Below are 24,787 nucleotides of genomic sequence, written 5' to 3'. Positions count from 1 at the left end.
ACACGGTCACGGCAGCGCTCTTGGTCAGGCGACGAGTGAGTCCGTGGTGAGTGTGTGCCAGTCGGTTCCGGCGGCGATGGCGGCTCGCCACCGGCGGAGTGCCTTCGGGGGCATGCCCACGGCGAGCGCGCCGGTGAGGGTGCGGCCGGTCCGGTAGAGGACGAGGAAGCGGCCGTCGGCCGGATCGCCCTCCACCACCCGCGCCTCGCCGTGGCCGCGCAGGTGGCCGTAGGCCTGGATCTTCCTGCCGTGCTGGTCCGACCAGAAGTACGGGACCGGGGTGAACGGCTTCGCCTGCTCGGGGCGCAGCAGATTGCGTGCCACGGCCATGCCCTGCTCGGCGGCGTTGGTGCGGTGCTCGACGCGCAGACAGGTGTCGAACAGCGGGTGGTGCCAGCGGGCCACGTCGCCTGCCGCGTACACCCCGGGGGCGGCGGCGCTGTACGCGTCGCACACCACCCCGTCGGACAGCCGCAGTCCGCTCCCCCGCAGCCACGCGGTGTTGGGTTCGGACCCGACGGCGACGAGCACGTCGTCCGCCGGGAGCAGTGTCCCGTCCGTCAACCGGACCCCGGTGACCCGGCCGGCCCCGGCAGCGATGTCCGCGACCTGCGTACCGAGACGCAGGTCGACCCCGTGGTCTCGGTGCACCTCGGCCAGGTGGGCGCCGACTTGGTGTCCGACGGCGTGTGCGAGGGGGACGGCGGCCGGTTCGACGAGGGTCACGTCCACATCGAGTGAGCGGGCGGCCGAGGCGACCTCTGAGCCGAGGAACCCTGCGCCGACCACGACCAACCGCCGTCCCGCGGCAAGCCGTTGCCGCAGGGCGAGGGCGTCCTGCAGGTCGCGGAGCACGTGCACGCCCGGAGTGCCGCACCACGGCAACCGCCGCGGGCTGACCCCCGTGGCGATGATCAGCGCGTCGTAGCCGAGGTCCGTGCCGTCGGCCAGGGTGACCGTGCGGGCAGTGGGCGACAGAGCGGCCGCGGCCGTGCCGAGCCGCAGGTCGATGCCGAGGGCCTTCAAGTCGTCCGCTGTGCGCAGTGCCGTGCGTTCGGCGGGCCAGGTTCCGGTCAGCACCTGTTTGGACAGCGGCGGCCGGTCGTAGGGGAGGTGCCGCTCCTGGCCGACGAGGGTGACCGTGCCGGCGAACCCCTCTCGGCGCACGGTCTCGGCGGCGGACAATCCGGCCGCCGAGGCCCCTGCGATGACGACGCGTCGCAGCGGCGGCGAGGGTGTCACTTCTCCACCAGGCTGATGACGGCGGCCGGGCAGAGCGCCGCCGCTTCCCGCACGTCGTCGTGCAGGCCGGTGTCCGGACGGTCGTTCAAGGTCACGACGATGCCGTCGTCGTCCTGGTCGAAGACGTCGGGGGCCGCCAGGACGCACTGCCCGGACGCGACGCACTTGGGCTGGTCGACTTCCACGCGCATGGGTTTCTCGCTTCTTTCGTCGAGGGCGGCGAAGGGTTACCAGGTGACGGGGAGCTTGTAGACGCCGTAGACGAGGCCGTCGTGTTTGAACTCAAGCTGTTCGAACGGGGTGTCCAGCGCCAGGGTGGGGATGCGGCGGTACAGCGTGCTGTAGACCACCTGGAGCTCGACGCGGGCGAGCGGCTGGCCGAGGCACTGGTGCACGCCGTAGCCGAAGGCGACGTGGCGGCGGGCGTCCCGGCTGAGGTCGAGCCGGTCGGGCCCGGGAAAGGCGTCCGGGTCCCGGTTGGCGATGTCGTTGGCGAAGATGAGGCCTTCACCGGCGCGGATGGTCTCGCCACCGATCTCGATGTCCTCCAGCGCCACGCGGCGGCGCCCGGAGTGGGTGATGTTCAGGTAGCGGAGGAGTTCCTCGACCGCGCCCGCGACGGCTTTGGGGTCCTCGGTGTCCCGTAGCCGGGCGAGTTGGTCGGGGTTCCGCAGCAGCGCGACGGTGCCCAGAGCGATCATGTTCGCGGTGGTCTCGTGGCCCGCGGCGAGCAGGAGGTTGCCCATGCGGGCGGCTTCGCGCCGGGTCATCTCGCCGGTGGCGACGCGTTCGGTGGCAAGTGTGGACAGGAGGTCGTCGGCGGGGTGGGCGAGCTTGTCACCGAGGAGGTCGTCCATGTAGTCGACGAGCGCCGTGTTCGCCGCCGCCACCTCCTCGGGGCTGGAGGTGCGGCGGACGATGACCCTGGTGTTGCGCTGGAAGAAGTCGTGCTTCTCGTACGGCACGCCGAGCAGCGCGCAGATGACGAGGCTGGGGACGGGAAGCGCGAACGCCTCGACGAGGTCGACCGGCCGGGGGCCCGCGAGCATCGCGTCGATCAGGTCGTCGACGATCTTTTGGATGGACGGCCGCAGGGCCTCCATCTTCCTGATGGCGAAGGGGGACGTCACCATCCGGCGCAGCCGGGCGTGCTCCGGATCGTCCATGCTCAAGAAGGTCTGGGTGGCCGGGTCGCTGCCCTGCATCGAGGCGGACCTATGCGGATAGCCGTCGCGGGTGGAGTCGGCGCTGACCCGTGGATCGTTCAGCAGTGTGCGCAGGTCTGCGTGACGGGTGATCAGCCACGGCTGCGTGCCGTCCCAGAGTCGCACGCGGGAGACGGGTCGGTCCGCGTGCGGGGGGCGAAGGGCCGGCGGGGGGTCGAAGGGGCACCCGGCCGCCCTGGGTGAAGGATATCCGGGCAGTCCGGCTGCGGTGTCCGCCACTGTCTCCGTCATGCATGCCTCCACGGCAGAGGGATCGCGTCCTCTCTTGCTAACACCGTTAGGTGCCTCGGGCAACCACTTGGCTCGAAGTGATCGCCGGCATGCATGTCATCTGGTCAGCGCCAAGTCGAGGAGGTCATCGGCCATTTCCTCCAACGCCTGCCGGTCCACCTGGAAGGGCGTGGACAGGGCCATCGCCACCACCCCGTGCAGGGAGAACCACAACAGCTTGGCCACCCGTCTGTCGCCGGGCTCCTCAGCCGCGCCGGGCCGGCAGGCCGCGACGGCGTCGTGCCACGCCTCGGCCACCCACCACAGCGGGTGGGAGGCCAGCTCCTCGCGGGGAACCTCGATCCGCTCGATGCCGAACATCAGCCGGTAGAGCCTCGGATTGTCGAGAGCCAACGCGCAGTACCGCCGGGTCATGGCACGCAGCCCCGCCCGCGGCCCGTCGACGGCCCCGCGCTCCCTGGCCGCACGCAGGTCGCCGACCAGCCGTTCGTACGCCCGGCGCGTGAGCGTGGACACCAGCTCCGCGCGATCCTCGAAGTGCAGATAGATGCTGGGAGCCGAGATCCCGACCTCACGGGCGACCGCACGGAGGGAGAGGTCCCCTTCACGGCCGGACTCCGCCAACAGCCGCGCGGCGGCCGCGAGGATCTCCTCACGCAGCACGCCGCCCTCCCCCCACCGGCTCGGCGTGCGGCGCTTGAACCCGTCAGTCACCTCGTCCCCTCCCGACCGTGGAAAGCACCACTCATTGTGGCCTGAACCCATCGATCCGCTCCGCCGCGTCGCGGCAGTCCGCTACGCCATGACGCTGAGCGGCGGTCCGGCGCTGGTGGTCCGCAGCGGCTCCTCGGGGCGGAGGGCCGGCCCGCCCATCCGTAGGATGATCAGCACAACGGGTTCCTCGCCCGCCCGGTCCACCACCGCCACCCCGTACGACACGAAAGGCGAAGCACCACGATGAAGCGCGACGCCGCCGTACTCGACGACCCGGTGGGTGCCTCGCTCCGCGGTCACCACGCGCACCTCGCCCGCCGCCTCGGCCGGGCTGCCGGCTTTCTGCCCGAGGTCGCGACCTTCTCCTCGGTGGGAGCCGAGCCGGGACCCGAGCAGTGGGCGGACCTGGCCCGGCTGCTGGGGCGGGGACAGCTCGCCGACATGTTCAGCTGTCCGGCGACCCCGCCGCACGACTGGGAGCCGGTCTTCGTCCTGGAAGGCCGCCAGATGGTGTGGTCCGGCAGCGACCGCTGCGCCCCGCCACGTACGGACGCCGCGACAGGTGTGGTCGAGCTGGGGGCACACAGCGTGCCCGAGATGCTCGATCTCGTCGACCGGACGCGGCCAGGTCCGTTTCGGCAGCGCACCCACGAACTGGGCACTTATCTCGGCGTCCGCGAGAACGGCGTCCTGGTGGCGATGGCGGGCGAACGGCTGCGGCCACCGGGCTGGGCCGAGATCAGCGCGGTGTGCACCGCGCCCGAAGCGCGCGGACGAGGATACGCGGCCCGTCTGTTGGGTGCGCTCGTGGCGCGTGTCACGGCACGTGGCGAAACCCCCTTTCTCCACGCGGCCGAGACGAACACCGGCGCGATCGCCCTCTACGAGAAGCTCGGCTTCCGGCTCAGGAGACAGGTGACCTTTCGGGGCTTCCGCACGCCGTGACCACGTCGCCTGACGGTGACCTCGGAGTGCGCCGCGCACCCCGGGCGCCGAACACCAGCAGCGGGCAGCGGCACGGGCCTGTACCGGTCGCTTCGCTACCGTCCGGCCGGCATGGTGTGCGGGCGCGCGAGAGGGTGTTAATCCGTGCGTCTCCCGCGCGCCCCGCGGCTCGGGGCCGGGGCAGGGGTGATGCTGCGGCTATGACTGACCTTCTCGCGGGTGTGCTCTCCGAGTGCGCCCATGCCCCCTATCTGCGCGCCGTCACACGCGCCTTCGGGGCCCGCGCCGGCGCGACCAGCCTGGAGCCGCCCACACCCGACGCCTCGGCTCTGCTGGAGATCTCGGTGGAGTGCGACGGCCGGTGGGCACTGTTCTGGGGCCAGGACGACGGCTGGTGGTACGACACCGTGGACCCGGACGGTGAGCTGAGCGGCCGTCGCCGTCACCTGGTCGCCGACGCACTGGTGCCCGCACCCGACGCTGTCCTGCGGGCCGCCGAGCTTCTCGACGAGAGAGCCGGAGAGCTGCCCCTACGGGCAGCCGAGACCACCGTGGGAGACGACGTCCGGCTCGCCCCGTCACAGGCGCGAGCCGTCGCACACGGCGACCTGACCGAGCCTGTCGCGCGACGTCTGGCGGTCTACGCGGCAGGCGAGGAAGTGCGGGAAGTGCCGGTCCAACCGGCACCGTGAGCCGCGCCCGGAGGGGGTCAGGCCGCGCGGCGGCCGGGCCCCCTCCGTCGCGCCGCCGGCGCTTGCGTGGCGAACGGAGCGGTCCTCACCAAGCGGCACACCCCGCGGCGCTCCTCACACAGCGGCCAACCCGGCCACGAGTTGTTCGGCCCGGGCGATCTCTTCCGTCAACGGGTGGTCCTCGGAGACCATCGGCAGGGACGCCGCAGCCATGCGGAACGCCTCCGCCACCGGGGCGTGCGGCAGTTCCTCGGACCTGAGCCGCAGCGCCCGTACGGCGGCCAGCAGTTCACACGCGAGCACGGTGCGGTACGCGCCGATCGCGGCGGAGGTGCTGCGCGCCGCCTGGGTGGAGAAGCTGGCGTGGTCCTCCAGGCCGCGGGAGATGACGGCCGTCCCCAAGGTGACCGGTGCGGCCGCGTGCCGCAACTGGCTGAGGGCGTCGTGGGCGACGTATTCGAGGATCATGATGCCGGAGCTGCCGGACGGCCCGGCGGCGAGGAACGGGGACAGCCCCGTCAGCTCCGGTTCGACCAGGTCGCCGAGGCGAGCGGCCGACAGCTCCGCGACGTGGTGGAGCGCGGCCCTCAGGTGGTCGAGTGACAGCGCGAGGTAGGCCGTGGAGAAGTGTCCGTGGTGATAGGCGTTCTCCGTCTCGATGTCGATGAACGGGTTCTCGGCCGCCGCGTTGAGGTCGGTGCTCAGCACGCTCTCCAGGGAGTCGACAGCCTCCAGCGCCGGCCCCTGCACCTGGGGGAACGCGCGCAGCCCGAAGGGGTCCTGCAGCCTGCGGCCGGCCCGGGGCTCCTCGTCGCCCCAGAGGATGCGGCGCATCTCGGCGGCGCTGCGCACGGACCCCAGGTGCGGCCGCTGCGCGTGGACGCGTGCGCTGAACGCTTCGGGTGAGCCGCCGAGCGCGCAGTAGGACAGCCCCGCGACGAGATGGCTGGAGTGGAGCAGCTCGCGCAGGTCGTGCCATGCCAGTACGGACTCCGCGAGGGTGGCGGCGTTGCTCGAGATGAACGCCAGGGCGTCGCCGGGGCTGATCGGCACCGGGGGGAGGGAGCCCACGGCCCAGGGACGCCTCCCGGCGAGGGTCAGGGCGATCTCGGCGAGCGCGCTGAGGTCGCCGGTGCCGATGGCGCCGAGGGAGTGCACCCGCGGGAGGGCTCCGACGCGCAGCGCGCCGGACAGGGCCTCCAGGAGGCGGGGGTGGACCCCGCTGCCGGCGGCGGCGAGCTGGTTGAGCCGGATCAGCAGGGTCGAGCGGACGAGGGGGTCGGCGGCCGGCTCGCCCGTGCCGCCCGCGTGGCTGCTGAGGAGGCGCAGGCCGTGCTGGTCGGCGGAGTCGGGGTCGACGACGTCGTGCCGGTTGGCTCCTACGCCGGTCGTCCGCCCGTAGACGGCTCTCTTGGCGCCGATGTCCCGCGCCACCGCGTAGGCTTCGCGGGCCCTGCCGAGCGCCGCGTCGTCGAGCGTCGCCCATGCGCTCCGGCGTGCCACCCGGACGACGTCGGCACAGCGCAGGTGCCGACCGTCGATGCGGACAGTGCTGCTGTCGGTCATCACCCACCCCTTGACATAGATCTATTCACCTCTGAGGCTGCATGAAATCCTCCATTCATGGTGCTTGGCAAGTCTGAGGAGAAAGCCGTGGAACACGTCCCCGAGGCCACTCGCACCCCGAAGCCGCCGAACACCCCCAGCCCGCCGGACGACGCGGCAGTCTCCTCGCCGTCGCTCCCGACCCTCGACGACGCGCCCCTGAACCGCTTCCACATCAAGATCACCGCGCTGACGTTCGGGGCGAACTTCTCCGACGGTTACCACCTGGGCATCATCGGCATCGCCCTGACCCTGATCACCCCGCAGATGGGCCTCGGCGCGGCCTGGCAGGGCCTGCTGGGGGCCTCGGCGCTCATCGGCATCTTCGCGGGAAGCATCGTGCTCGGCTGGGCCGCCGACCGCTACGGAAGACAGCGGATCTACCTGCTGGACTTCCTGCTCATCACGGTCGCCTCCGTGGCCCAGTTCTTCGTCACCGGGCCCACCGAGCTGTTCGTGCTGCGTCTCCTGATCGGCTTCGGCATCGGCGCCGACTACGCCCTCGGCCCGACGCTGGTGGCCGAGTTCTGCCCGCGCCGCTACCGCGGCGGCCTCCTCGCCTCGCTCACCGCGATGTGGACGGTCGGCTACATCGCCGCCTACTTCCTCGGCAACTACCTGGTCGGCTTCGGCGGAGACAGCTGGCGGTGGCTGCTGGCCAGCAGCGCCCTCCCCGCCGTCTTCGTCCTGCTGATGCGCATCGGCACCCCCGAGTCCCCGCGCTGGCTCGTCAGCAGGGGGCGTGTCGACGAGGCCAAGGCGGTGGTCGCCAAGCACATCGGCTCCGGAATCGACATCTCCCCTCTTCTCACCCGAGCGCAGCCCGAGGAAACACACGACTACCGCGAGCTCTTCCGCCGACGTCACCGCAAGAACACCCTCTTCGGCGTCCTCTACTACAACTGCCAGGTCATCCCGTACTTCGCCATCTACACGTTCCTGCCGACGGTCATGGCGCGCCTGGGGCTCGCGGACGAGGAGTTCCTCAGCAACGGGCTGCTCAACGTCTTCCTGCTGCTGGGCGGCATCGGCGGGCTGTGGTTCGTGGCCAGGTTCACCCGCCGCGGGTTCCTCATCTCCTCGTTCGTCGTCATGTCCCTCGCGCTCGGAGTGATCGGTGTGTGGCCGAGCGCGCCGACGCTGCTGCTGTTCCCGCTCTTCCTGGTCTTCACGTTCACCATGTCGGCCTCCTCCAACCTCGACCAGGTCTATCCCCCGGAGCTGTTCCCCACCGGGGTGCGCAGTTCGGGCGTGGGCCTGCTGAACGGGCTGAGCCGGATCGGCTCCGCCATGGGCACGTTCCTGCTGCCCGTCAGCCTCTCGACGTTCGGGTTCTCCACCTCGATGGTCGCGCTGACGGGCTTCCTCGTTCTCGGAGCGGTGGTGTCGGTGGCCTGGGCACCGGAGACCAGCGGGATGGAACTGGACTGAACCACTGCGCGACCGGCCCGGCACCGCACAGAAGGAAACGGGCACGAGGGGCCAACGCGTGTTCATACTACAGTCGGTCCGCATGGACGCACGCCTCCCCTCCAGGCGCCGGCTGCTGAGCGTGGCGGCCCTCGCCGGAGCCACCGCGCTGACCGGCTGCTCGACGCACGGTTCCGACGGGTCGAACGGCCGTGGAAAGGGGAAGCCTTCGCCCAGCCCCTCCACCACCGACCTGGCCCGCCTCGACGACGGCCCGCCCGCCGACGCGGCAGCCTCCGCCCGATCGGGCTCCGGCGCCTGGCGCTACACACATCTCGCGGACACCCTGGACGGCTCCTACAAAGCACTCGCCGTCACCTCACGCGACGACGTGTGGGCGTTCGGCGTCCGCGGCGGTGTGAAGGACGGCAAGGGGCCCGAGGCCCTGTTCCTGGACCACTGGGACGGTGACAGGTGGCGCGGCCATCCGCTGCCGGACGGGCTCAGCACGAAGGCCGCCGCCTGGGCGCTCGCCGCGAGCGGCCCGGACGATGTGTGGCTGGCGAGCCGCCCGTCGGGCGACGATCCCTCCGCACACCACTGGGACGGCCACACATGGCGGACCCTGCCCGCACCGCCGGCGGCCAACGCCCAGCGGTTCGGGGGCGGTGAGCTGGACGGGTCCTGGTGCACCGCCGTCGGCCCGCGCCTATGGCTCTGCGTCGGCGGGAAGACGCTCCACTGGGACGGCGACGCCTGGCACGCGCCCGAACTGCCCTTCCACGCCTCGGCGATCACCGCGGCCCGCGCAGAGGATCCGCGGGCCGCTCCCCGGGTCTGGGTCGTGGGAAGGGAGGACACCGACTGCGGGTCGGGCGAGTGCTATCCGCAACCGGCGAGCGCCCGCTGGGCCCACGACGGCTGGCAGAAGCTGGACACTCCGGCCTACCGCTTCCCCGACCCCGTACCGCCCGAGGCGAGCGCGTCCCTCGACACCGTCGTCCACGACCCCGAGCGCGACCGCCTGTGGTCCCTCGGGCGCAACGACTTCAACCACGGCGAGGTCGAGGAGGAGCCCGACTCGCAGACCATCCTGCTGATGGGCGACGGCAGCGGCTGGACCAAACGCCGGCTGCCGCGCATGAACCGTGCCCTCTCCACCGCCGCCACCGTCCCCGACGGGACCGGGAGTCTGCTGCTGGACTCGGAGAACCGGCTGACGAAGGACGGGAAGGTGCGCCGCCTGCACAGCCCGGGAAGGCTGCCCGACCCGCCGAAATACGCTTCAGCCCCACCGGAGAAGTACGACTTCGGGCAGCCGATGGAGTGCGCCGTCCTGTGCCTGGTCCCCGGCACCCGTACGGTGCTCGCCGCCGGCGCGGTGCGCTACATCCCGCCCGGCACCAACGAACAGCCCCTCCGCCCCATGCTCGCCCGCTACGACGCGGACGCGAAGGACTGAGCGGGGCCGGCCCTCCAAGGTGGCGGCTCTCCGTGGCGGCTTGGCGTCCAGCGCCGTTCACCGTCCGGTGCCGGAGCGTCTCGATCCGCCGATAACCTGTGCCCCATGAAACGTACGTGGACTGTGCCGGTGTTGTACGTGCTCTGCGGCGCAGTCGTCGCGGCCTGGCGGGCCTTCGAGGGCAGTTCCGGCACCGCAGCGGTTCTCCTGGTCCTGTTCGTCCTGCTCGCCGTCGCGCACTCGACCGTGGTCTTCCCCAGGTCGATCGGCGCGCAGGAGGCGCAGCGCCGCAGCGCGCTCGACGGTCGACCGGTCGTCTTCTGGCGTCCTGGCTGCGCGTACTGCCTGCGCATGCGCGTCAAGCTGGGCCGCGGCGCCCGCCAAGCGCACTGGGTCGACATCTGGCGCGACCCGGCTGGGGCGGCGGCGGTGCGAGCGGCCAACGACGGCAACGAGACCGTGCCGACCGTTTTGCTGGCGGGGCAGGCCCACACGAATCCCGATCCCGCCTGGGTGCGTGAAAACCTCTCGCCTTCCGCCTGAATCGAGCGCGGCGCCAGACTCGAGCGCGGCGCCTGAATCGAGCGCGGCGCCGGACCGGCGCAGCGCAGCGAGGGCGAGACCTCGTCACCCCGAAGGCTTCAGCCTGCGTTGGTGTGCGGACCGTTCACGGCGCCACGTCGGGGTCGCGGCGCCGCGCGTCGCGCAGTACGTCGTCAAGGTCGCCGAGGCGGCCGAGTTGCTTGACGGCTCGGGCGGTGCGGTAGTTGTGCGAGAGCCGGTCGCGGTGGCGGTGGATGAACTCCCAGTAGCCGGCCGTGTAGGGGCAGGCGCGCTCGCCGGTGCGTTCGGTGGGCCGGTAGGCGCAGGGCCCGCACAGGTCGCTCATGGTGTTGATGTAGGAGCCTCCGGCCGCGTACGGCTTGGTGGTGACGCGCCCGCCGTCGGCGTACTGGGACATGCCGATGACGTTGGTGAGCATCACCCAGTCGTACCCGTCCACGAAACAGCGGTGGAACCAGTCGGTCACCGCCGCCGGGTCCCAGCCGCGCTGGAGCGCGAGGTTGCCCAGAACCATCAGCCGGGGGATGTGGTGGACCCAGCCGTGGTCGCGCACCTGTGCCAGGGTCGTGGACAGGCAGCGGGCCTCGACGGCGTCGGCGTCCAGGCGGGAGAACCAGTCCGGCAGTGGCGCGTGGTGGCCCAGCGCGTTGGCCTCCCGGTAGCGCGGACCGAAGTACCAGTACAGGTTCCACATGTATTCGCGCCACCCGGCGACCTGCCGGACGTATCCCTCCACGGAGTTGAGCGGCGCCTCGCCCGCGCGGTAGGCCTTCTCGGCGGCCTCGACGCACTCCGCCGGATCGAGCAGCCCCAGGTTGAGCGCGGCGGACAGCACGCTGTGGCTCATGGTCCAGTCCCCCGCGAGCATGGCGTCCTCCCACCGGCCGAAAGTGGGCAGGCGCTTGTCGACGAAGGCGCGCAGTGCACGCCGGGCCTCCGCACGGCCGGCCGGAAACCGCCGCGGCCCGTCCCGGCCGACGAAGGAGACCTCCCCCTTCCGCTCCCAGCGGTCCAGATCGGCCCTGACCTCCTCGTCGATGGCGTCCTCGCGCGGCCGGTAGGGGGCCGGCACCGGCAACGTGTCCCGGTCCTTGGGCGGCGGCTCGCGGTTGTCGGTGTCCAGGTTCCACTTGCCGCCGGCGGGCTGGTCGCCGTCCATCAGCAGCGCGTGGTCCTGGCGCACGTGCCGGTAGAAGTCCTCCATCCGCAGGTGCCCGCCGCGGACGGACTCCGCCCACCGGCCGAACGCGTCAGGATCGACGAGGAACCCGCGCGGGGGCAGCACCCGCACCTGTGCGTGCTCGCGCACGAAGCGCGCGGCGGCGTGGGAGGTGGGGTGGTGGACCGTCACGGACGCGTTGCCCACAGCCCGGGCCAGGCCGTCGCGGTAGGTCTCCGCCTGGACGTAGCGCACCCGGTCGCCGAGTTCGGCCGCACGGTGCCGCATGGCGGACAGCAGCAGGTGCGCCTTGGCGCGGTGGAAGCGCCGCCGGCGGAGTACCGACCGGGACTCGATCATGACGATGGTGCTGTCAGGACGCAGGAAGTGCGGTCCCAGCTGGTCGCCGAACAGCCAGTGGAAGGGCGCCTCGGAGCGCTCGTCTGCCATCTCGTGGATCCTTCCCTGGCTGCCCCTGGCTGCCTCACCCGGCCACCGCCAGTGTGATCCACGTTGCGCCACGGGCGGAGGCGGCACGCTCGGGGCCGGCCAGCCCCGGCCGCCGTGGACGCCGACGCGCGCCCTGTGATAGCCGCTCCTCAGCGGAGCCTGGCGCCGTACACGTGGTCGACCGCCATCGTCATCAGCACGCGCCGGTCGGAGACCATCGTGGAGCGGTACTCGTCCCAGTCCGGGTGCTCCCCCGCGGCGCGCCGGTAGTAGCGGACCAGCTCCTCGACCTCCGGGCCGTGGGGATCCGTTCCGGGGCCGGTGAGCGTCACCGCGCCCTCGGCGGTGGCCCACCCCCAGCCGTCGGCGCTGGTGACCTCCAGGGCGGCGCGGGGGTCGCGCCGAAGATTGGCCGTCTTGGCGCGTCCTTCGGTCATCGACACGTACAGGCGGTCGGCCTCCCGGTCGTAGAACGGCTGCACGGGTGAGAGCTGGGGCCTGCCGTCCGACTTGAGGGTGGCCAGGACGCCGAGTCGGCTCTCGGTCAGCAGGGTGCGCGGGTCGAATGCGGTGGTCGTCATGGTGGAGACCAATCCACAGGCGGGTGCGCGTATTCCCGATGCCTCGGTGCGGCGCTGGGGTTTTCACCGGATTCCCGCACACGGGGACCCGCCTGGCGGTCGGCCGGACGGTGCCCCGCTGCTGTGCGGTGGCGTGGGCGCCGCACCGTCACAGGGGCGGCCTCATTCCGCGCGGCTCCACGTCGCCTTGTTGTCCCAGTAGCCGCGGATCTCCTCCAGGGAGCGGCCCTTGGTCTCGGGCGCCATGCGGTAGAGGAAGACCAGGGCGAGCGCGGAGAGGACGGCGAACGCCCCGAACGCGGTCGACCCGCCGAACGCCGCGAGAACGTTGGGGAAGGCGAAGGTGGCGATCAGGTTGGCCGCGAAGTCGGACAGGAGCAGCGCGCCGGCTCCCACACTGCGCAGGCGGGCCGGGAACGCCTCGCCCGTGTATACCCAGATCAGGGAGCCGATGCCGAAGTAGAAGCCCAGGTAGAACAGTCCGATGGCGGCGGTGGCCACGTACCCGGTGCCGGTGGAGATGCGGTCCTGCGCGAAGACGAAGGCCATCACCGTGTGTCCCACCACCATGGCGGCCGTACCCAGGATCAGCGGCGGGCGCCTGCCCCACCGGTCCACCACCGCCATCGACAGCACCACTCCCACGGCGGCGACGACCTGCACCAGCGTGGAGGCCAGGATGCTGTCGGCGCCGTCGCCGAAGCCGGCCTTGGCGAAGATGGTCGGGCTGAAGTAGAGGATGGTGTTGTTGCCGGTGATCTGTACGGCGAACCCGAAGGCGATGACGAAGAAGGTGGGGCGCGCGTACCGCTTGGCGAAGATCTCCCGGAAGCGGCCGTGTTCGCTCTCCGCCAGGTCCGCCTCGATGGCGGTCAGCCGGGCCGGGGCGTCCGCGTCGGGGTCGAGCCGCCGCAGGGTCTCCAGGGCGCGCTCCCGCATACCCCGCATGGCGTACCACCGGGGGCTGTCGGGAAAGCGCAGCAGCGCGAGGAAGACCACCCCGGCAGGGGCCGCGGCCAGGCCGAGTACGGCCTCCCAGGATTCGCTGCCGGAGAGCGCCCAGGCCGTGAGCAGGGAGATGATCACGCCCGCGCAGGTGAAGAACTGGAAGGCGGTGCCCAGGCGGCCGCGGTTCTCCTCGGAGGCGAACTCGGAGATGAAGACGGGGGCGACGACGGTCGCCAGCCCCACGGTCACTCCGAGCAGGAGTCGCACCACGGTCAGCCACCACAGCCCGAGCGGGACGGCGCTCAGTCCGGCGAAGGCCATGAAGCCGAAGGCCACGGCGAGCATCGCGCGGCGCCTGCCCAGTTCGTTGGCGACCCGGGGGCCGACCGCGGCACCCACGAGGCTGCCGACCACGACGATCGAGGTGATCACCGAGGTCCACAGGGTCGTCAGGTGGTAGTCGCTCTCCAGGAAGACGAGCGCGCCCGAGATCGACCCGGTGTCGTATCCGTAGATGAGGCCGATGGCCGAGGCGACGACGGCGACCTTCGTGCCGAGGCTTCGCCGCTCGGGCGCCCGCGTCGGGGCCGTGTGCTGTTCGCCCGAAGGCTGGTGTGTCGCCTGCCGCGTCTCCCCTTCCCGCGCCACGTCGCCGCGTTCCTCGCCGGTGGTGGCGCCCGCGCCGGAACCGCCGGTCCCGGTGACCGGTCCGTGTTTCCCTGCGCCGCCCGCCGATCTGGTGCCCGCCATGTTCCGCTCCTCCCTGTGCCGAGTGGGTGCCGTCCTGTTCAGGCGGCGTGCGTGCCCGGCCGTACGGTGCCGCCTGTCGCCAGCGACTCGTGCACGGCCAGGACCACGTCGGTGACCGCCCGGCCGGCCCGCAGGCCGGGGCCGACGGGGCGGCCCTCGTTCAGGCAGGAGACGAAGTGCTGCACCATCCACGTGGGCGGCCCCTGCAGCCTTCCGTCGATCTCGTCCCCGAGCAGGCCGGGGAAGCGGAGGCCGTCGGGGGCCGCGTGCCGCACGCTCTGCTCGTGCAGATCCACCTGGACCGCGGAGCGGTCGCCGACGGCCTGCAGCTGGAAGTCGACGAGGGAGGGCATGCTGTCGGGCAGCACCCAGGTGGACGTCAGGTTGGCCGTGGTGCCGTCGTCGAAGGTGAGCAGGGCGTGCACGACGTCCCAGGTGTCCACGCCCCGGGCCGCGAGCTGCCCCCGGGAGCCGCGTGCGTCCACCGAGGCGACCGTGCGGCCGTTCACCCACGTCGCCACGTCGACGGTGTGACTCATCAGGAACCACGCGGGTGAGGAACGCGCGGCCCAGGAGAGCATCTCGGTGGGGACGTACCAGGTGTTGCTGAGCAGGATGTTCTGGGTGAGGACCTGGCCCAGCTCTCCGGCGGCGGCGACCTCCCGGATCCGGCGGACGGCCGGGTTCCAGCGGTTCTCGAAGCCCACCATGCACTCCACCCCCGCTTTCCGTACGGCGGCTTCGATGGCGGCGGCGTCCTCGGCGGTCGTCGCGAGAGGCTTCTCGATCAGCAGGTGGAGGCCGCGTTCCGCCGCGTCCACCGCCGGGTCCCGGTGGGCGAAGTCGGGCGTCGCCACGATGACGGCGTCGAGGTCGACCTCCTGGAGCATGTGCCGGTGGTCGGTGTAGGCGGCGAGGCCGAAGGCGTCGGCCGTCTTCTCCGCGGTGGCCTGCGACAGGTCGCTCACCGCGCGGACGTCGGCACCGGGAAAGTGCTGGAGCGACTTGGCGTACATGTGGCCGCGTATGCCGCCGCCGATGATGCCGATCTTCTGCATGGGGACCTCGCCGTCAACGTGGGGCCGGGCACTGCCGCTCGCGAGAGGGGCGGCGGCTGTCGGCCCGGCCGATCAAGTAAGTTCACACTGCGTACTAACCTCGCCGAGCGTCAAGGGGTGCGGAGGATCGAATTCCTCCCGCCTACCGCGTCGCCACAGCGAATGAGCGCAGGACCTCCCGGCACACATCGCTTCTGTGGCAGAGTGAGTGAGCTGACGTCGAGCGCCGGGATTGGTACGTGAAAAACCGGGGTTAGTACGTGAAACGTCGAAACCCGACAGTGAGGATCACCGCTCCGCAGGCGTTGCGGTCCTCGGGAAAGGCAGGCCGTGAACCGGGTCCGGATACTCCAGTCGCTCTACGACTTCGGGCCGCTCTCCCGCGCCGAACTGGCCCGGGTCACCGGCCTGTCCCGCAGCGCCCTGACAGTCATCGTCGAGGACCTCGTCCGTCAGGGTCTGCTCACGCAGGAGGCGGCGCGGCCCAGTAGTCCCGCCGGCGGCAAACCTGCCAGGCCGCTGTGGTTCGCACCCGACTCACCGCCGCTGATCGGGGTCCACCTGCTGCCGGGGCGCGTGGAGGCGGCGCTGGTCAGCGCCGGTGGGAAGGTGCTCGCCAAGGCCGAACGCGTCTTCAGCACGGAGCCGGACGCGCAGGCGGCCATCGAGGCGCTCGTGAGCGCCACGGCGGAAGTGGCCGACGCCGCCTCGACCACCCCGCTGGGCGTCGGTGTCGCGGTGGGCGGCATGGTGGACTCGGACACCGGAACGGTGGTCAAGGTCGCCCTCGCACCCGAACTCGACGGCCTGCCCGTCGGGCGCACACTCCAAGCCCGGCTCGGCCTGAGCCTCGTGCGCGTCGACATGCACCCGCGCGCCCAGGCGTTGGGCGACCGGTGGTTCGGCCAGGGGCGCGGACGCAGCCACTTCGCCTCCGTCTACACCGGAGAGGCACTCGGTGTCGGCCTCGTCGTCGGCGGTGACGTGCACCGGGGCCCGGCCGGCGCGGGCGGTGAGGTGGGGCACAGCATCGTCCAGGTCGACGGCGAACTGTGCCACTGCGGCCAGCGGGGCTGTTGGGAGACCCTCGCCAGCCACTCCTGGCTCCGCGCCCAGGCGGCGAGCCGGGGCCTGCCGGGGGCCACGACGCTGGGCGCCGGTGCGCTCTCCCGCCTCGCCGCCGCGCGCGTACCGCACGCGGCGGAACTGCTGGACGAGTGGGCGGGCAACCTCGCCGTCGGCCTGGTGAACCTCCATCAGGTCTTCGCGCCCGGGCTGTTCATCCTCCACGGAGACACCGTCGCCGGTGGCGAGGAGCTGCGGAGCCGTATCGAACGCGCCCTGCACTCCCGCATCCCGCCCCACCCCGGCGGGCCGCCGCAGGTGGCGTTCACCGCGCTGGAAGACCACGCCACGCTGCTGGGCGCGGCGGGACTCGTGCTCTCCCACCACTTCAACGCCCCCGGACCGCCTCCCCCGCGGCACGCCACGCCTGCTGAGCGCCCGCCTGCCTGACCCGGGGTGCCCGCACTCCACACCTGCCCGCACTCCCCACCTGCGGGAAGGGGTGCGGGATCGGATGGCCTCGGCCTGGAGGCGGCACAATACGGGTGCGCCTGCCGGGGTCCGTCCCGCATTCTGGAGGCCCATGAAGAACAATCCGCAAGACAGACCGCGCGACGCGCGCCACATACGGGTCTCGAAATATCTGGCCCGCCACCTGCGCCACGACCCCCAGCGGATCGGGCTCGTGCTGGACGCGGGCGGATGGGCCCGCACCGACGAACTCCTCGCCGCGGCCGCCGCGCACGGTTTCCCCCTCACACGGGCCGAGTTGGAAGCCACGGTCGCCGACAACGACAAGCAACGCTACGCGTTCTCCGCCGACGGCATGCGCATCCGCGCGAACCAGGGGCACACGGTCGCTGTGGAGTTGGGCCTGCCCGAGTCGGCACCCCCTCCCGCGCTGTTCCACGGAACCACCCCGCGGTTCCTCGCCGCCATCCGCGACGAGGGACTGCGCCCGATGGCCCGGCACGCGGTGCATCTGTCGCCCGACCGGGAGACCGCGACCCGCGTGGGGGCCCGCCGCGGCAGGGCCGTCGTGCTGAGGGTCGCCGCCGGCCTCATGCACGAGCGGGGTCACACCTTCCAGCGCAGCGCGAACGGCGTGTGGCTCACCGGCTCCGTTCCGCCGCGCTACCTCACCTTCCCCGACCAGCATTGTGGACGGCACCCGTGACCGGTCCCAGGCCGGCTTCGGCGCCGCCTGAGGGCCCGCCGGTGCGGAGGGCTCCGGACACATCGTCGGCGGGCACACCCTCCGTCGGAGGACGCAGGACCGCCGGGTCCGGCGCTCCGCGCCGGGCAGCGGGTCACACGAGGTTTCTGGCGACGACGAGCCGCTGGATCTGGTTGGTGCCCTCGTAGATCTGCGTGATCTTCGCGTCGCGCATCATCCGCTCCGCGGGGAAGTCCTTGGTGTACCCGTAGCCGCCGAGGAGTTGCACCGCGTCGGTCGTCACCGCCATGGCCACGTCCGAGGCGAGGCACTTGGCCGCCGCCCCGAAGTACGTCAGGTCACGCGCACGCGCGGTGCTGCGGGCCGCGGCCGCGTAGACCATCTGGCGGGCCGACTCCACCCGCATCGCCATGTCGGCGAGCATGAACTGCACGCCCTGGAAGTCGGCGAGCGCCTGCCCGAACTGGCGTCGCTCCCGCACATAGGCCACGGCGGTGTCCAGGGCACCCTGGGCGATTCCGAGTGCCTGGGCGCCGACCGAGACCCTGGTGTGGTCCAGCGTCCCCAGTGCCAGGTGCAGTCCCCTGCCCCGCTGCCCGAGCAGCCGGTCGGCGGGGATGCGGCAGTCGTCGAAGTAGACCTCACGTGTGACCGAGCCCTTGAGACCCATCTTGCGTTCCGGCGCGCCGTAGCCCAGGCCCGGGTCGTCGGCGTGGACGACGAACGCCGAGATGGAACGGGATCCCGCCTCGGGATCGGTGACGGCGAAGACGATCAGGTAGCGGGCGACCCCGGCTGAGGTGATCCAGGTCTTGACGCCCTCCACAGACCACTCGCCCTCCTCGGTCATCGTCGCGCGGCAGCGCATCGCCGCGATGTCGCTGCCCGCCTCCCGCTCGCTGAGCGCGTAGGCCATCAGGGCGTCGCCCCCGGCCACTTCGGGGAGGTAGCGACGCCGCTGCTGCTCCGTGCCGGCCAGCAGCAACGGTGTCACCCCCAGCTTGTTGGAGGTCTGGATGGTGGAGGTGGACGCACACACCCGGGCGACCTCCTCCACGGCGATGGCGGCCGCGAGGGCGTCGGCACCGTCACCCCCGTACTCCTCCGGGACCCCTGGCGCGTGCAGGCCGGCGGCGACGAGTGTCTCGTGGTTGTCGTGCGGAAACTCCCCCCGGGCGTCGACCTGTGCGGCCCGGGGACCGAGCTTCTTCTCCGCGACGGTACGGGCCGCGGCCCGGAACTCCTCGTACACCTCGGGCAGCAGGTACGGCGTCGACGTCTGGAGAGGGTCCTGTGTCATGGCGGGCTCCTTCGCGGCCGGTTGCGGACAACGCGTGTGCCAGCTCATTGGGGCGCACCACAGGGGTCGGGGCCAATGTGCGTGTGCACGAGGATCGGCCGCGTCTTCGTGCAGGCGCACGTCGACGCAGCGCCGGGCGCGTCCGTACGTTCCCTCTGCCGCCGCGTCGCGGCTCCTCCACCGCCCCTCCCCGGACCGAAAGGCCCACGCGATGAACGTCTTCACCGGACTGCGTGTCCTCGACCTCAGCCGGGTCCTGGCCGGCCCGTACTGCACAGCGCTGCTGGCCGACCTGGGCGCCGACGTGGTGAAGGTCGAGCCACCAACCGGTGACGACGCCCGCCACCTGGGCCCGTTCCGGGACGGGGAGAGCGTGTACTTCGCCCAGCTCAACCGCGGAAAGCGCAGTATCGTCCTCGACCTGAAGAAGGCCGACGACCATGCCGCGCTGCTGCGGCTGGCCGAGCGGGCCGACGTCCTGGTGGAGAACTTCCGCCCCGGTGTCACCCGGCGTCTCGGTATCGACCACGCCACGCTGCGCGCCGCCAATCCGCGGCTGGTCTACGCGAGCATCTCCGGTTTCGGCCAGACGGGCCCGATGCGCGAGTACCCCGCCTACGACCTGATCGTGCAGGCGATGTCCGGGCTCATGGCGGCGACCGGCACACCGGACGGACCGCCCACCAGGGTGGGTGAGTCGGTCGGGGACCTCATGGCCGGACTGTTCGCCTCCTGGGCGGTCGGTGCGGCCCTGTTCGACCGCGAACGCACGGGCCGAGGCCGGTACGTCGATGTCGCCATGCTCGACTCGCTGGTGTCCTTGCAGGTGACCGCGATGAGCCTGCTCACCGCGACCGGCCGGCTGCCAGGGCGCATCGGCAACCGGCACCCCGTCTCCGCGCCCTTCGACACCTACCGCACCGCCGACGGACTCGTCGCCGTCGCCGTCGCCAGTGACACGGGCTTCGCGCGCTTCGCCCACCTGGTGGGACGACCCGAGCTGCCCGCGGACCCGCGGTTCAGCGACGACACGGCCAGGGCCCGGCACATCGGGGAGATACGGGAGATCACCGAGAGCTGGTCCGCCACGCTGACCACGGACGACGCGGTTAAGCAGGCGCTGGACGCGGGCGTCCCCGCCGCCGCCATCCGCGACCTCGCCCAGGCGGTGGACAGCGAACAGATACGGGACCGCGGCCTGATCGGCGCTTTCGACCATCCCGTGCTGGGCCGCACCCCTTTCCTGCGCCAGCCGGTCCGCTTCGGTGAGGTCACCGCGCCCGACGAGGACACGGCGCCTTCGAGTCCGGGTCTCGGCGAACACGCGGCGCAGATCATGAGCCAGTGGCTCTCCGAAGAGCGGCCTTCGTGAACACGCGCGCGGTCGCGCGTCTGGTCCAGGGCGAGAACCCGTCCCGGGCTGCCGCGCGTGCGGGCGGAATCGTGTGCGGCCTCCGTCTCACGGCCCGGAAACCGCGCCCGCGCCTCCCTCTCCCCCGGCCTCCAGTGCGCTCAGCGCGAGCCACAGTTCCATGCGGTTCGCGAGACGGCCGAGGTCGCGCCCTGTGAGCTGTTCGACCAGCCGCAGCCGGTAGCGCAGGCTGTTGCGGTGGAGAGTGAGAGCCTTCGCGGTGGCGGCGGGCGCGCAGTCGTGGGCGAGGTACGTGCGCAGGGTCGCGGTCAGTTCGGCGTGGTGCTCCTCGTCGTAGCGGAGCAGAGGAGCCAGAACGGTCCGGCCGAGATCCTGCAGCGGCAGCTCCAGGTTGCCCATCAGGAGTCCGGTGATGCTCAGCGGGGAAGCCCGGTGCACACCGGGCCCCGACCGCGCCCACTGGCGCGCCTCGAAATACCCCGTCCGCAGCCCCGGCACACCGCGGCGCGCCTCACTCACGCCGACCTGCACGTGCGGGTCCACCATCGCCAGGTGCCCCGCGACCGTGTGGGCGCTCGCCTCGGCGTCGGCCCCCTCGGGCACGAGCACCGTCACGGTGTCGTCGATCAGGGCGGTGGGCAACCGGTCCCCCTCCCGCTCCAGCAGCGGACGCAGCGTCCACGGCAGAGTGCGCAACCGCCCGGCGTCGCCGACGATCCGCGCCACCACGACCGCGTGCTGCGCCTCGGCGGAGATGCCGTACGACGACAGGCGACGGCGGGCCTCGCCCTCGGACACGGTGCGGTGCACGACGTCTTCGAGCAGCTGCCCCAGCAGCTCCCGCCGGCCGGTGAGTACGGCTTGGTGGCGGGCGGCCTCCAGGCCGAGGATGCTGGTGGCGAACGATAGCAACTCGCGCTGCTCGGCGGGCCGTTGTGTGCACAACCACGCCACCGGCACGTCGTCCACACTGACCGGCACCGCCGTTCCCGCCTCGTCCACCTGGCGGCCTTGGGGGGCGTCCGGCCAGGCGGACGAGGCCGGAAACCGGGACAGGACGAGGCCCGCGGGGTCGACGACGGCGAGCGCCCCCGCCCCCAGCTGCTGGTGGAGCCGCCGCAGCAGGCCGCGGAAGCCGTGCCCCGAGGTCAGCTCGCGCACGAGCTCGTCCTGGAGCGTGACCGCGGCGCGTACCGCGTCGTACTGCTCGGCGAAGATCCGCTCGGCCACCCAGTGGCTGATCTGGACGAACGGCACCTCGACCGGTGAGCTGACCAGCGCGAGCCCCGCTTCCTCCGCGGCCTCGACCACGGCACCGGGCACACTGCGGTGCACGAGGCCGGTACCGAAGCAGAGCGCCGCCACGGGGAGTTCGGCGAGCCGATGGACGAGCCGCCGCCATTCCGCGTCCGTTCGCTCCAGCATGCCCGTGGACAGGACGAGCTCACCGCCGCGCAGGAACGGGAGCGGATCGGGCAGCTCCGTCGTCGAGACCCAACTGATCGACCGGTCACCGGCCCGGCAGTGACGGGTGAGGGCACACAGCCCCAGAGCGGACTCGTCCAGGAGATCGGAAACGGTGACAGACACCTCGCGATTGTGCACCAGACCCGGGTGCCGGGACGAACCGTTCGGGAACACGCGCGGTAAGGCGTAGGCCCTGGCTGACCTGGGCGGGAGCGATCTGCCGCGGCCGAAAGTCGCCGCGTGGTGACTGCTTTGGCGGGGGAGCTTCCCGGGGTGATACGCCGTCGCCTCTGGGGGGTTCGGATGGGTTGGAAGGAAGACGTCAAAATGCTGCGCGAGGCAATCGCTCAGCTCGGGGAAGGGGTGGGGTCGGGGCTCGCGGAGTTGCGGGAGCAGAACCAGGAGCTGCGTGGCTTGCTGGGTCAAGCCCATGCTGACCTGGTCACAACGCGACGGGAGGTGGAGCAGTCACGCGACGCGGTGGCAGCACTGCGCGCCGAACTGGCGGAACGGTCCCGGCAGGATCGGACCACGGTGACCCGGGGCCCGGGTGAGGAAGCAGGCGAGCAGGACCGCGAGGAGTTGCTGGGCCTGGCTGCGGGTGTCGCCCGCGCCGAGTTGGTGTGCCATCGGGACACGTGGGCCTTCGTCGTGGAGCGGGCGTCCCGCGGTGAGCACTTCAGGCTGCCTACGGACATCTCCGAGCAGCCGGACGGCACGGTGGAGGTGGACGTGTCGGGGCGGTCGCTGCTCGCGGCGGTGGACGAGCTGTGGGCGGTGCGGCGCGAGCCCGGGGCGTCGGTGGGCACGCAACGGATGGCGGCTCTGGCGTACCAACGGATCGGGGAGGCCCTGCGTGAGACGGGTCAGTCTGTGGATGACGGCGCGGACGAGCGGCAGGTGACGCGCATCGTGATCGATGACCGGCCACCAGGAGGCGAGGCGTAGGCGAGGGGCAGGGCGAGGGCTCTCGTCGCGTGACGCGGTGAGAGCCCTCGCCGCCTGCCTGCTCATGGGGTGCGCTGGCCGCCAGCGTGCCGGCGGCGAAGCCGACGTCACCCCCAGATGGCCTCGAGATCGGCCATCATGCCCATGTCCTCGTGTTCCGCGTTGTGGCAGTGGAAGAAGTGACGCGCCCGCGGTAGCCGTCGAAACGGGTGATCTCATAGCGGTCGACGCCCCCGGTGGTCCCATCCAGTCGGAGGACGGGCGGAATCGGCTGCGGCACGGAGTACGGCTCGGGCAGCGGCACGGCGCTGCTGAGCTGGTTGCCGGTGTGCGCCGGACGGTGGCCATCGCTCCGGACAGCGTCAGTCCAACCGCGGTGGCCAGCCCAAACGCACCGCCCAGCCCGAGGACGCGGCGTCGCGTCCACGCGGCGCACGCGCGCGGTCGCGAGGCCCGGCTCATGAGGCCGCGGGGCGCCACCGCTCGGGTTGACCTCTCCCCGTGAGGCAACTACTTTCCTTGTAGGAAAGTGATTCCGCCCGGGAAAGTTTGGGAGGCTCCCGATGACAGACCGTCCTACCCCCGCCGAGGCCGCCCGCGCGCTGCAGGAGGCCGAGCACCGAAGGGACCAGGTTTTCGCCTCGGTACAGGAATCCCGGTGGGTCGCGGTGGTGTGCGGGACCGTGCTGTTCGCGTGCCTCGCGGCGCCGGACTTCTTCGGCTCCGAGGCGACGCGCTGGACCTCCCCCCTCCTCGCGGTGCTGTCCGTGACCTACGCGGTCATGCTCAACACGCGGCGCGGCTCGGCCCTGCTGGGCCGGCCCACGCGGCTGCGCAGGAAGGAGATCGCACCGAGGTTCGCCACTATCGCGCGCGTGATCCTGCTGCTGGTCATGGCGGCCGGCCTCGCGGCCGCCTTCATCCCGCACCCGGGCATACCCCTCCCCTACTGGCGGACGGTCGCAGGCGTGCTGCTCGGCGGCTTCGTGATCGTGTTCGGACGCCGGTCCGAGCAGGCACTGCTCGCCGTCGCCCGCCGGGACAGGACCGAGGGGAAGGATCTGGGCTGGGCGCATGGCGGCCGCTGACTTCGACCCTCTGCTCCTCGACCCGACACGGCTGTCGATCGTGTCACTGCTGTCCGGGGTCCAGTGGGCCGAGTTCGCCTGGGTGCGGGAATCGGTTGGCCTGTCCGCCTCGGCCCTCTCCAAGCAGATCACCACGCTCGGCACCCAGGGCTACGTCGACATCGACAAGGGCTACGTCGGTAAGCGCCCCCGCACCTGGCTGAACCTGAGCGGGGAGGGACGCGCCGCGCTGGAGGCCCATCTCGGGGCGCTCCAGCGGGTTGTCGAGGACTCCCGGCGGGCCGCGGACACCTATCGGGCGACGGACGAGAGGCCCTCGCACGGCTGAGGGGCAGCCGTCACCGGCCGTCGGCGAAGATGTCGGGATGCTGCCTCGCCCACGCGAGGTACTCGCCGGCCTGCTGCGCGAGGTCGGCGGGTTTCCACGACAACTCGTCCCAGGCGCGGTCGGCCGCGTACACACCGTTCTTGCCGTTCTCGGCGGCCGGGTCCATGTCGGCGTCGGCCTGTTCGGCGGGGACCGTGCGGGCCTCGACGCCGAAGTGCGCCAGGAGGTCGGTGACGGTGGTGCGGACGCCGCTGGAGATGTTGTACGTCCGGCTGCCTTCGCTCTCTCCCCCGGCGAGCCGGCTCAGGGCCCGGGCGGCGTCGGTCGCGCTGAGCCAGTCGCCACCCGCCTGGAGCGTCCGTTCCGTCAGTCCGACCTCCCGTCCGCGTACCGCTGCCGCCGCGAGGTGATACGGCAGGGACATGACCGCGCGGCCACTGCTCGGCCGCTCCATGGGACCGAACATCTTGGTCAGGCGTGCGATGGGCACCTGGAGCCCGTACAGCTCGCTGAACCGTTGCGCGACGAGCTCGCCGGTCACCTTGGTGACGCCGTACATCTCGTCGGGTGCGGGCGGCGTCTCCTCGGTGAGCAGCCGCTGCGGGGAGCTCCCGTAGACGGCACCACTGCTGACGAGGAGCACGCGCCGCACGCTGCCGGCGCGCCGCGCGGCGTCGAGGACGTGCGTCATACCCGTGACGTTCACGCGGACGAAGCGCGCGGGGTCGCGGCGCTCGGTCAGCGCGTCGTGCGTGACCGTGGCACCGTGGACGATCACGTCGGGCGCGCCGGCCGCGACCGCGTCCGTCACCGCCCCGCTGTCGGTGACGTCGGTGCGCAGGTAGCGCACGCGTTCCCCGTGTTCGCCGAGGTGCCGGGTGAGGACCTCGTCGGGCTCGTGCAGGTCCAGTGCGGTGACGAAGGCGTCGGGTTCGGCGGTGAGCAGTTCCCTGACCAGGACGCTCATGACGAAGCCCCGGGCTCCGGTGACCAGATAGCGCATGT

23 protein-coding genes and 1 pseudogene are annotated in these 24,787 nt (G+C 71.8%); 11 read left to right on the top strand and 13 right to left on the bottom strand.

Going from position 1 to position 24,787, the window contains the following annotated elements:
• Positions 1 to 24: 24 nt before the first annotated feature.
• The 4 genes from DTL70_RS30095 to DTL70_RS30080 form a co-directional block, all read right to left on the bottom strand.
• The gene (locus tag DTL70_RS30095; RefSeq protein ID WP_245980076.1) at positions 25 to 1,242 is read right to left on the bottom strand and encodes an NAD(P)/FAD-dependent oxidoreductase; all 1,218 of its coding nucleotides are present in this window, start codon (positions 1,240 to 1,242) and stop codon (positions 25 to 27) included.
• Positions 1,239 to 1,433, bottom strand: a complete 195-nt coding sequence (locus DTL70_RS30090; RefSeq protein WP_114025165.1) for a ferredoxin — start codon at positions 1,431 to 1,433, stop codon at positions 1,239 to 1,241. Before DTL70_RS30090 ends, DTL70_RS30095 begins: the two co-directional genes overlap by 4 nt.
• A 36-nt stretch (positions 1,434 to 1,469) precedes the next feature.
• On the bottom strand, positions 1,470 to 2,699 hold the full coding sequence (locus DTL70_RS30085) for a cytochrome P450 (RefSeq protein WP_114025164.1): 1,230 nt from the start codon (positions 2,697 to 2,699) through the stop codon (positions 1,470 to 1,472).
• Positions 2,700 to 2,795: 96 nt separating this feature from the next.
• Positions 2,796 to 3,413 carry a TetR/AcrR family transcriptional regulator gene (locus DTL70_RS30080; protein ID WP_245980072.1) on the bottom strand — a complete coding sequence of 206 codons (618 nt, stop codon included), beginning with the start codon at positions 3,411 to 3,413 and terminating at the stop codon, positions 2,796 to 2,798.
• A 243-nt stretch (positions 3,414 to 3,656) separates the two neighbouring features.
• Between DTL70_RS30080 and DTL70_RS30075 the strand changes: the two genes are divergently transcribed.
• Entirely contained in the window at positions 3,657 to 4,358 is a 702-nt protein-coding gene (locus tag DTL70_RS30075) for a GNAT family N-acetyltransferase (RefSeq protein ID WP_114025162.1), read from the top strand.
• A 200-nt stretch (positions 4,359 to 4,558) separates the two neighbouring features.
• Entirely contained in the window at positions 4,559 to 5,050 is a 492-nt protein-coding gene (locus DTL70_RS30070) for a DUF6292 family protein (protein ID WP_114025161.1), read from the top strand.
• A 114-nt stretch (positions 5,051 to 5,164) separates the two neighbouring features.
• Here the strand turns inward: DTL70_RS30070 and DTL70_RS30065 are convergent, their stop codons facing one another.
• Positions 5,165 to 6,616 (bottom strand): aromatic amino acid ammonia-lyase, encoded by a 1,452-nt coding sequence (locus DTL70_RS30065; protein WP_114025160.1) that lies wholly within the window; start codon positions 6,614 to 6,616, stop codon positions 5,165 to 5,167.
• A gap of 87 nt (positions 6,617 to 6,703) precedes the next feature.
• Here DTL70_RS30065 and DTL70_RS30060 point away from each other — a divergent pair, with 87 nt between their 5' ends.
• From DTL70_RS30060 to DTL70_RS30050, 3 genes are all read left to right on the top strand, one after another.
• Positions 6,704 to 8,086: an MFS transporter gene (locus tag DTL70_RS30060; protein WP_245980071.1), complete on the top strand. Its 1,383-nt coding sequence runs from the start codon at positions 6,704 to 6,706 to the stop codon at positions 8,084 to 8,086.
• 82 nt (positions 8,087 to 8,168) lie between these two features.
• Entirely contained in the window at positions 8,169 to 9,527 is a 1,359-nt protein-coding gene (locus DTL70_RS30055; RefSeq protein WP_147266839.1) for a hypothetical protein, read from the top strand.
• Positions 9,528 to 9,632: 105 nt separating this feature from the next.
• Positions 9,633 to 10,070: a glutaredoxin domain-containing protein gene (locus DTL70_RS30050; RefSeq protein ID WP_114025157.1), complete on the top strand. Its 438-nt coding sequence runs from the start codon at positions 9,633 to 9,635 to the stop codon at positions 10,068 to 10,070.
• Positions 10,071 to 10,194: 124 nt separating this feature from the next.
• Here the strand turns inward: DTL70_RS30050 and DTL70_RS30045 are convergent, their stop codons facing one another.
• The 4 genes from DTL70_RS30045 to DTL70_RS30030 form a co-directional block, all read right to left on the bottom strand.
• Positions 10,195 to 11,700: a cryptochrome/photolyase family protein gene (locus DTL70_RS30045; RefSeq protein WP_114025156.1), complete on the bottom strand. Its 1,506-nt coding sequence runs from the start codon at positions 11,698 to 11,700 to the stop codon at positions 10,195 to 10,197.
• A 149-nt stretch (positions 11,701 to 11,849) separates the two neighbouring features.
• Complete coding sequence (locus DTL70_RS30040; protein WP_114025155.1) at positions 11,850 to 12,281, bottom strand: PPOX class F420-dependent oxidoreductase; 432 nt, start codon at positions 12,279 to 12,281, stop codon at positions 11,850 to 11,852.
• Between the two features lie 162 nt (positions 12,282 to 12,443).
• Positions 12,444 to 13,979, bottom strand: coding sequence for a sugar porter family MFS transporter (locus tag DTL70_RS30035; RefSeq protein WP_114025154.1), 1,536 nt, complete (start codon positions 13,977 to 13,979; stop codon positions 12,444 to 12,446).
• 38 nt (positions 13,980 to 14,017) lie between these two features.
• The gene (locus DTL70_RS30030; RefSeq protein WP_114025153.1) at positions 14,018 to 15,037 is read right to left on the bottom strand and encodes a Gfo/Idh/MocA family protein; all 1,020 of its coding nucleotides are present in this window, start codon (positions 15,035 to 15,037) and stop codon (positions 14,018 to 14,020) included.
• Between the two features lie 330 nt (positions 15,038 to 15,367).
• Between DTL70_RS30030 and DTL70_RS30025 the strand changes: the two genes are divergently transcribed.
• Positions 15,368 to 16,552 carry an ROK family transcriptional regulator gene (locus tag DTL70_RS30025; protein WP_114025152.1) on the top strand — a complete coding sequence of 395 codons (1,185 nt, stop codon included), beginning with the start codon at positions 15,368 to 15,370 and terminating at the stop codon, positions 16,550 to 16,552.
• Between the two features lie 133 nt (positions 16,553 to 16,685).
• Positions 16,686 to 17,279, top strand: a complete 594-nt coding sequence (locus tag DTL70_RS30020; RefSeq protein ID WP_114025151.1) for an RNA 2'-phosphotransferase — start codon at positions 16,686 to 16,688, stop codon at positions 17,277 to 17,279.
• Between the two features lie 133 nt (positions 17,280 to 17,412).
• Here DTL70_RS30020 and DTL70_RS30015 read toward each other — a convergent pair whose 3' ends face one another.
• Complete coding sequence (locus DTL70_RS30015; RefSeq protein WP_114025150.1) at positions 17,413 to 18,579, bottom strand: acyl-CoA dehydrogenase family protein; 1,167 nt, start codon at positions 18,577 to 18,579, stop codon at positions 17,413 to 17,415.
• A gap of 211 nt (positions 18,580 to 18,790) precedes the next feature.
• Here DTL70_RS30015 and DTL70_RS30010 point away from each other — a divergent pair, with 211 nt between their 5' ends.
• On the top strand, positions 18,791 to 19,951 hold the full coding sequence (locus DTL70_RS30010; protein WP_114025149.1) for a CaiB/BaiF CoA transferase family protein: 1,161 nt from the start codon (positions 18,791 to 18,793) through the stop codon (positions 19,949 to 19,951).
• Between the two features lie 87 nt (positions 19,952 to 20,038).
• Here DTL70_RS30010 and DTL70_RS30005 read toward each other — a convergent pair whose 3' ends face one another.
• A complete protein-coding gene (locus DTL70_RS30005; RefSeq protein WP_245980069.1) occupies positions 20,039 to 21,541 on the bottom strand; it encodes a PucR family transcriptional regulator in 1,503 nt (500 codons plus the stop codon).
• Between the two features lie 204 nt (positions 21,542 to 21,745).
• Here DTL70_RS30005 and DTL70_RS30000 point away from each other — a divergent pair, with 204 nt between their 5' ends.
• Entirely contained in the window at positions 21,746 to 22,366 is a 621-nt protein-coding gene (locus DTL70_RS30000; protein WP_181861146.1) for a hypothetical protein, read from the top strand.
• A gap of 107 nt (positions 22,367 to 22,473) precedes the next feature.
• Here DTL70_RS30000 and DTL70_RS35215 read toward each other — a convergent pair.
• Positions 22,474 to 22,524, bottom strand: a pseudogene (locus DTL70_RS35215) (hypothetical protein); the annotation flags it as partial.
• A gap of 405 nt (positions 22,525 to 22,929) precedes the next feature.
• Here DTL70_RS35215 and DTL70_RS29990 point away from each other — a divergent pair.
• Positions 22,930 to 23,454: a hypothetical protein gene (locus DTL70_RS29990; RefSeq protein ID WP_114025146.1), complete on the top strand. Its 525-nt coding sequence runs from the start codon at positions 22,930 to 22,932 to the stop codon at positions 23,452 to 23,454.
• Complete coding sequence (locus tag DTL70_RS29985; protein WP_114025145.1) at positions 23,441 to 23,782, top strand: winged helix-turn-helix domain-containing protein; 342 nt, start codon at positions 23,441 to 23,443, stop codon at positions 23,780 to 23,782. Before DTL70_RS29990 ends, DTL70_RS29985 begins: the two co-directional genes overlap by 14 nt.
• 10 nt (positions 23,783 to 23,792) lie before the next feature.
• Here the strand turns inward: DTL70_RS29985 and DTL70_RS29980 are convergent, their stop codons facing one another.
• Positions 23,793 to 24,785 (bottom strand): NAD-dependent epimerase/dehydratase family protein, encoded by a 993-nt coding sequence (locus DTL70_RS29980; protein WP_114025144.1) that lies wholly within the window; start codon positions 24,783 to 24,785, stop codon positions 23,793 to 23,795.
• Positions 24,786 to 24,787: the final 2 nt, after the last annotated feature.

Source organism: Streptomyces diacarni, assembly GCF_003323715.1.
Classification (GTDB): Bacteria; Actinomycetota; Actinomycetes; order Streptomycetales; family Streptomycetaceae; genus Streptomyces; species Streptomyces diacarni.
The sequence above is the reverse complement of the archived record's forward strand: the minus strand, read 5'-3'. Positions and strand labels throughout refer to the sequence as shown.

What these genes read in the sequence shown, in the direction of transcription:
- DTL70_RS30050 (WP_114025157.1), top strand. Translation starts at nt 9,633, where the DNA reads ATGAAACGTACGTGGACTGTGCCGGTGTTGTACGTGCTCTGCGGCGCA.
- DTL70_RS29980 (WP_114025144.1), bottom strand. Translation starts at nt 24,785, where the DNA reads ATGCGCTATCTGGTCACCGGAGCCCGGGGCTTCGTCATGAGCGTCCTG.
- DTL70_RS30070 (WP_114025161.1), top strand. Translation starts at nt 4,559, where the DNA reads ATGACTGACCTTCTCGCGGGTGTGCTCTCCGAGTGCGCCCATGCCCCC.
- DTL70_RS30015 (WP_114025150.1), bottom strand. Translation starts at nt 18,579, where the DNA reads ATGACACAGGACCCTCTCCAGACGTCGACGCCGTACCTGCTGCCCGAG.
- DTL70_RS30085 (WP_114025164.1), bottom strand. Translation starts at nt 2,699, where the DNA reads ATGACGGAGACAGTGGCGGACACCGCAGCCGGACTGCCCGGATATCCT.
- DTL70_RS30055 (WP_147266839.1), top strand. Translation starts at nt 8,169, where the DNA reads ATGGACGCACGCCTCCCCTCCAGGCGCCGGCTGCTGAGCGTGGCGGCC.
- DTL70_RS30040 (WP_114025155.1), bottom strand. Translation starts at nt 12,281, where the DNA reads ATGACGACCACCGCATTCGACCCGCGCACCCTGCTGACCGAGAGCCGA.
- DTL70_RS30065 (WP_114025160.1), bottom strand. Translation starts at nt 6,616, where the DNA reads ATGACCGACAGCAGCACTGTCCGCATCGACGGTCGGCACCTGCGCTGT.
- DTL70_RS29985 (WP_114025145.1), top strand. Translation starts at nt 23,441, where the DNA reads ATGGCGGCCGCTGACTTCGACCCTCTGCTCCTCGACCCGACACGGCTG.
- DTL70_RS30075 (WP_114025162.1), top strand. Translation starts at nt 3,657, where the DNA reads ATGAAGCGCGACGCCGCCGTACTCGACGACCCGGTGGGTGCCTCGCTC.
- DTL70_RS30090 (WP_114025165.1), bottom strand. Translation starts at nt 1,433, where the DNA reads ATGCGCGTGGAAGTCGACCAGCCCAAGTGCGTCGCGTCCGGGCAGTGC.
- DTL70_RS30045 (WP_114025156.1), bottom strand. Translation starts at nt 11,700, where the DNA reads ATGGCAGACGAGCGCTCCGAGGCGCCCTTCCACTGGCTGTTCGGCGAC.
- DTL70_RS30020 (WP_114025151.1), top strand. Translation starts at nt 16,686, where the DNA reads ATGAAGAACAATCCGCAAGACAGACCGCGCGACGCGCGCCACATACGG.
- DTL70_RS30035 (WP_114025154.1), bottom strand. Translation starts at nt 13,979, where the DNA reads ATGGCGGGCACCAGATCGGCGGGCGGCGCAGGGAAACACGGACCGGTC.
- DTL70_RS30010 (WP_114025149.1), top strand. Translation starts at nt 18,791, where the DNA reads ATGAACGTCTTCACCGGACTGCGTGTCCTCGACCTCAGCCGGGTCCTG.
- DTL70_RS30000 (WP_181861146.1), top strand. Translation starts at nt 21,746, where the DNA reads ATGCTGCGCGAGGCAATCGCTCAGCTCGGGGAAGGGGTGGGGTCGGGG.
- DTL70_RS29990 (WP_114025146.1), top strand. Translation starts at nt 22,930, where the DNA reads ATGACAGACCGTCCTACCCCCGCCGAGGCCGCCCGCGCGCTGCAGGAG.
- DTL70_RS30030 (WP_114025153.1), bottom strand. Translation starts at nt 15,037, where the DNA reads ATGCAGAAGATCGGCATCATCGGCGGCGGCATACGCGGCCACATGTAC.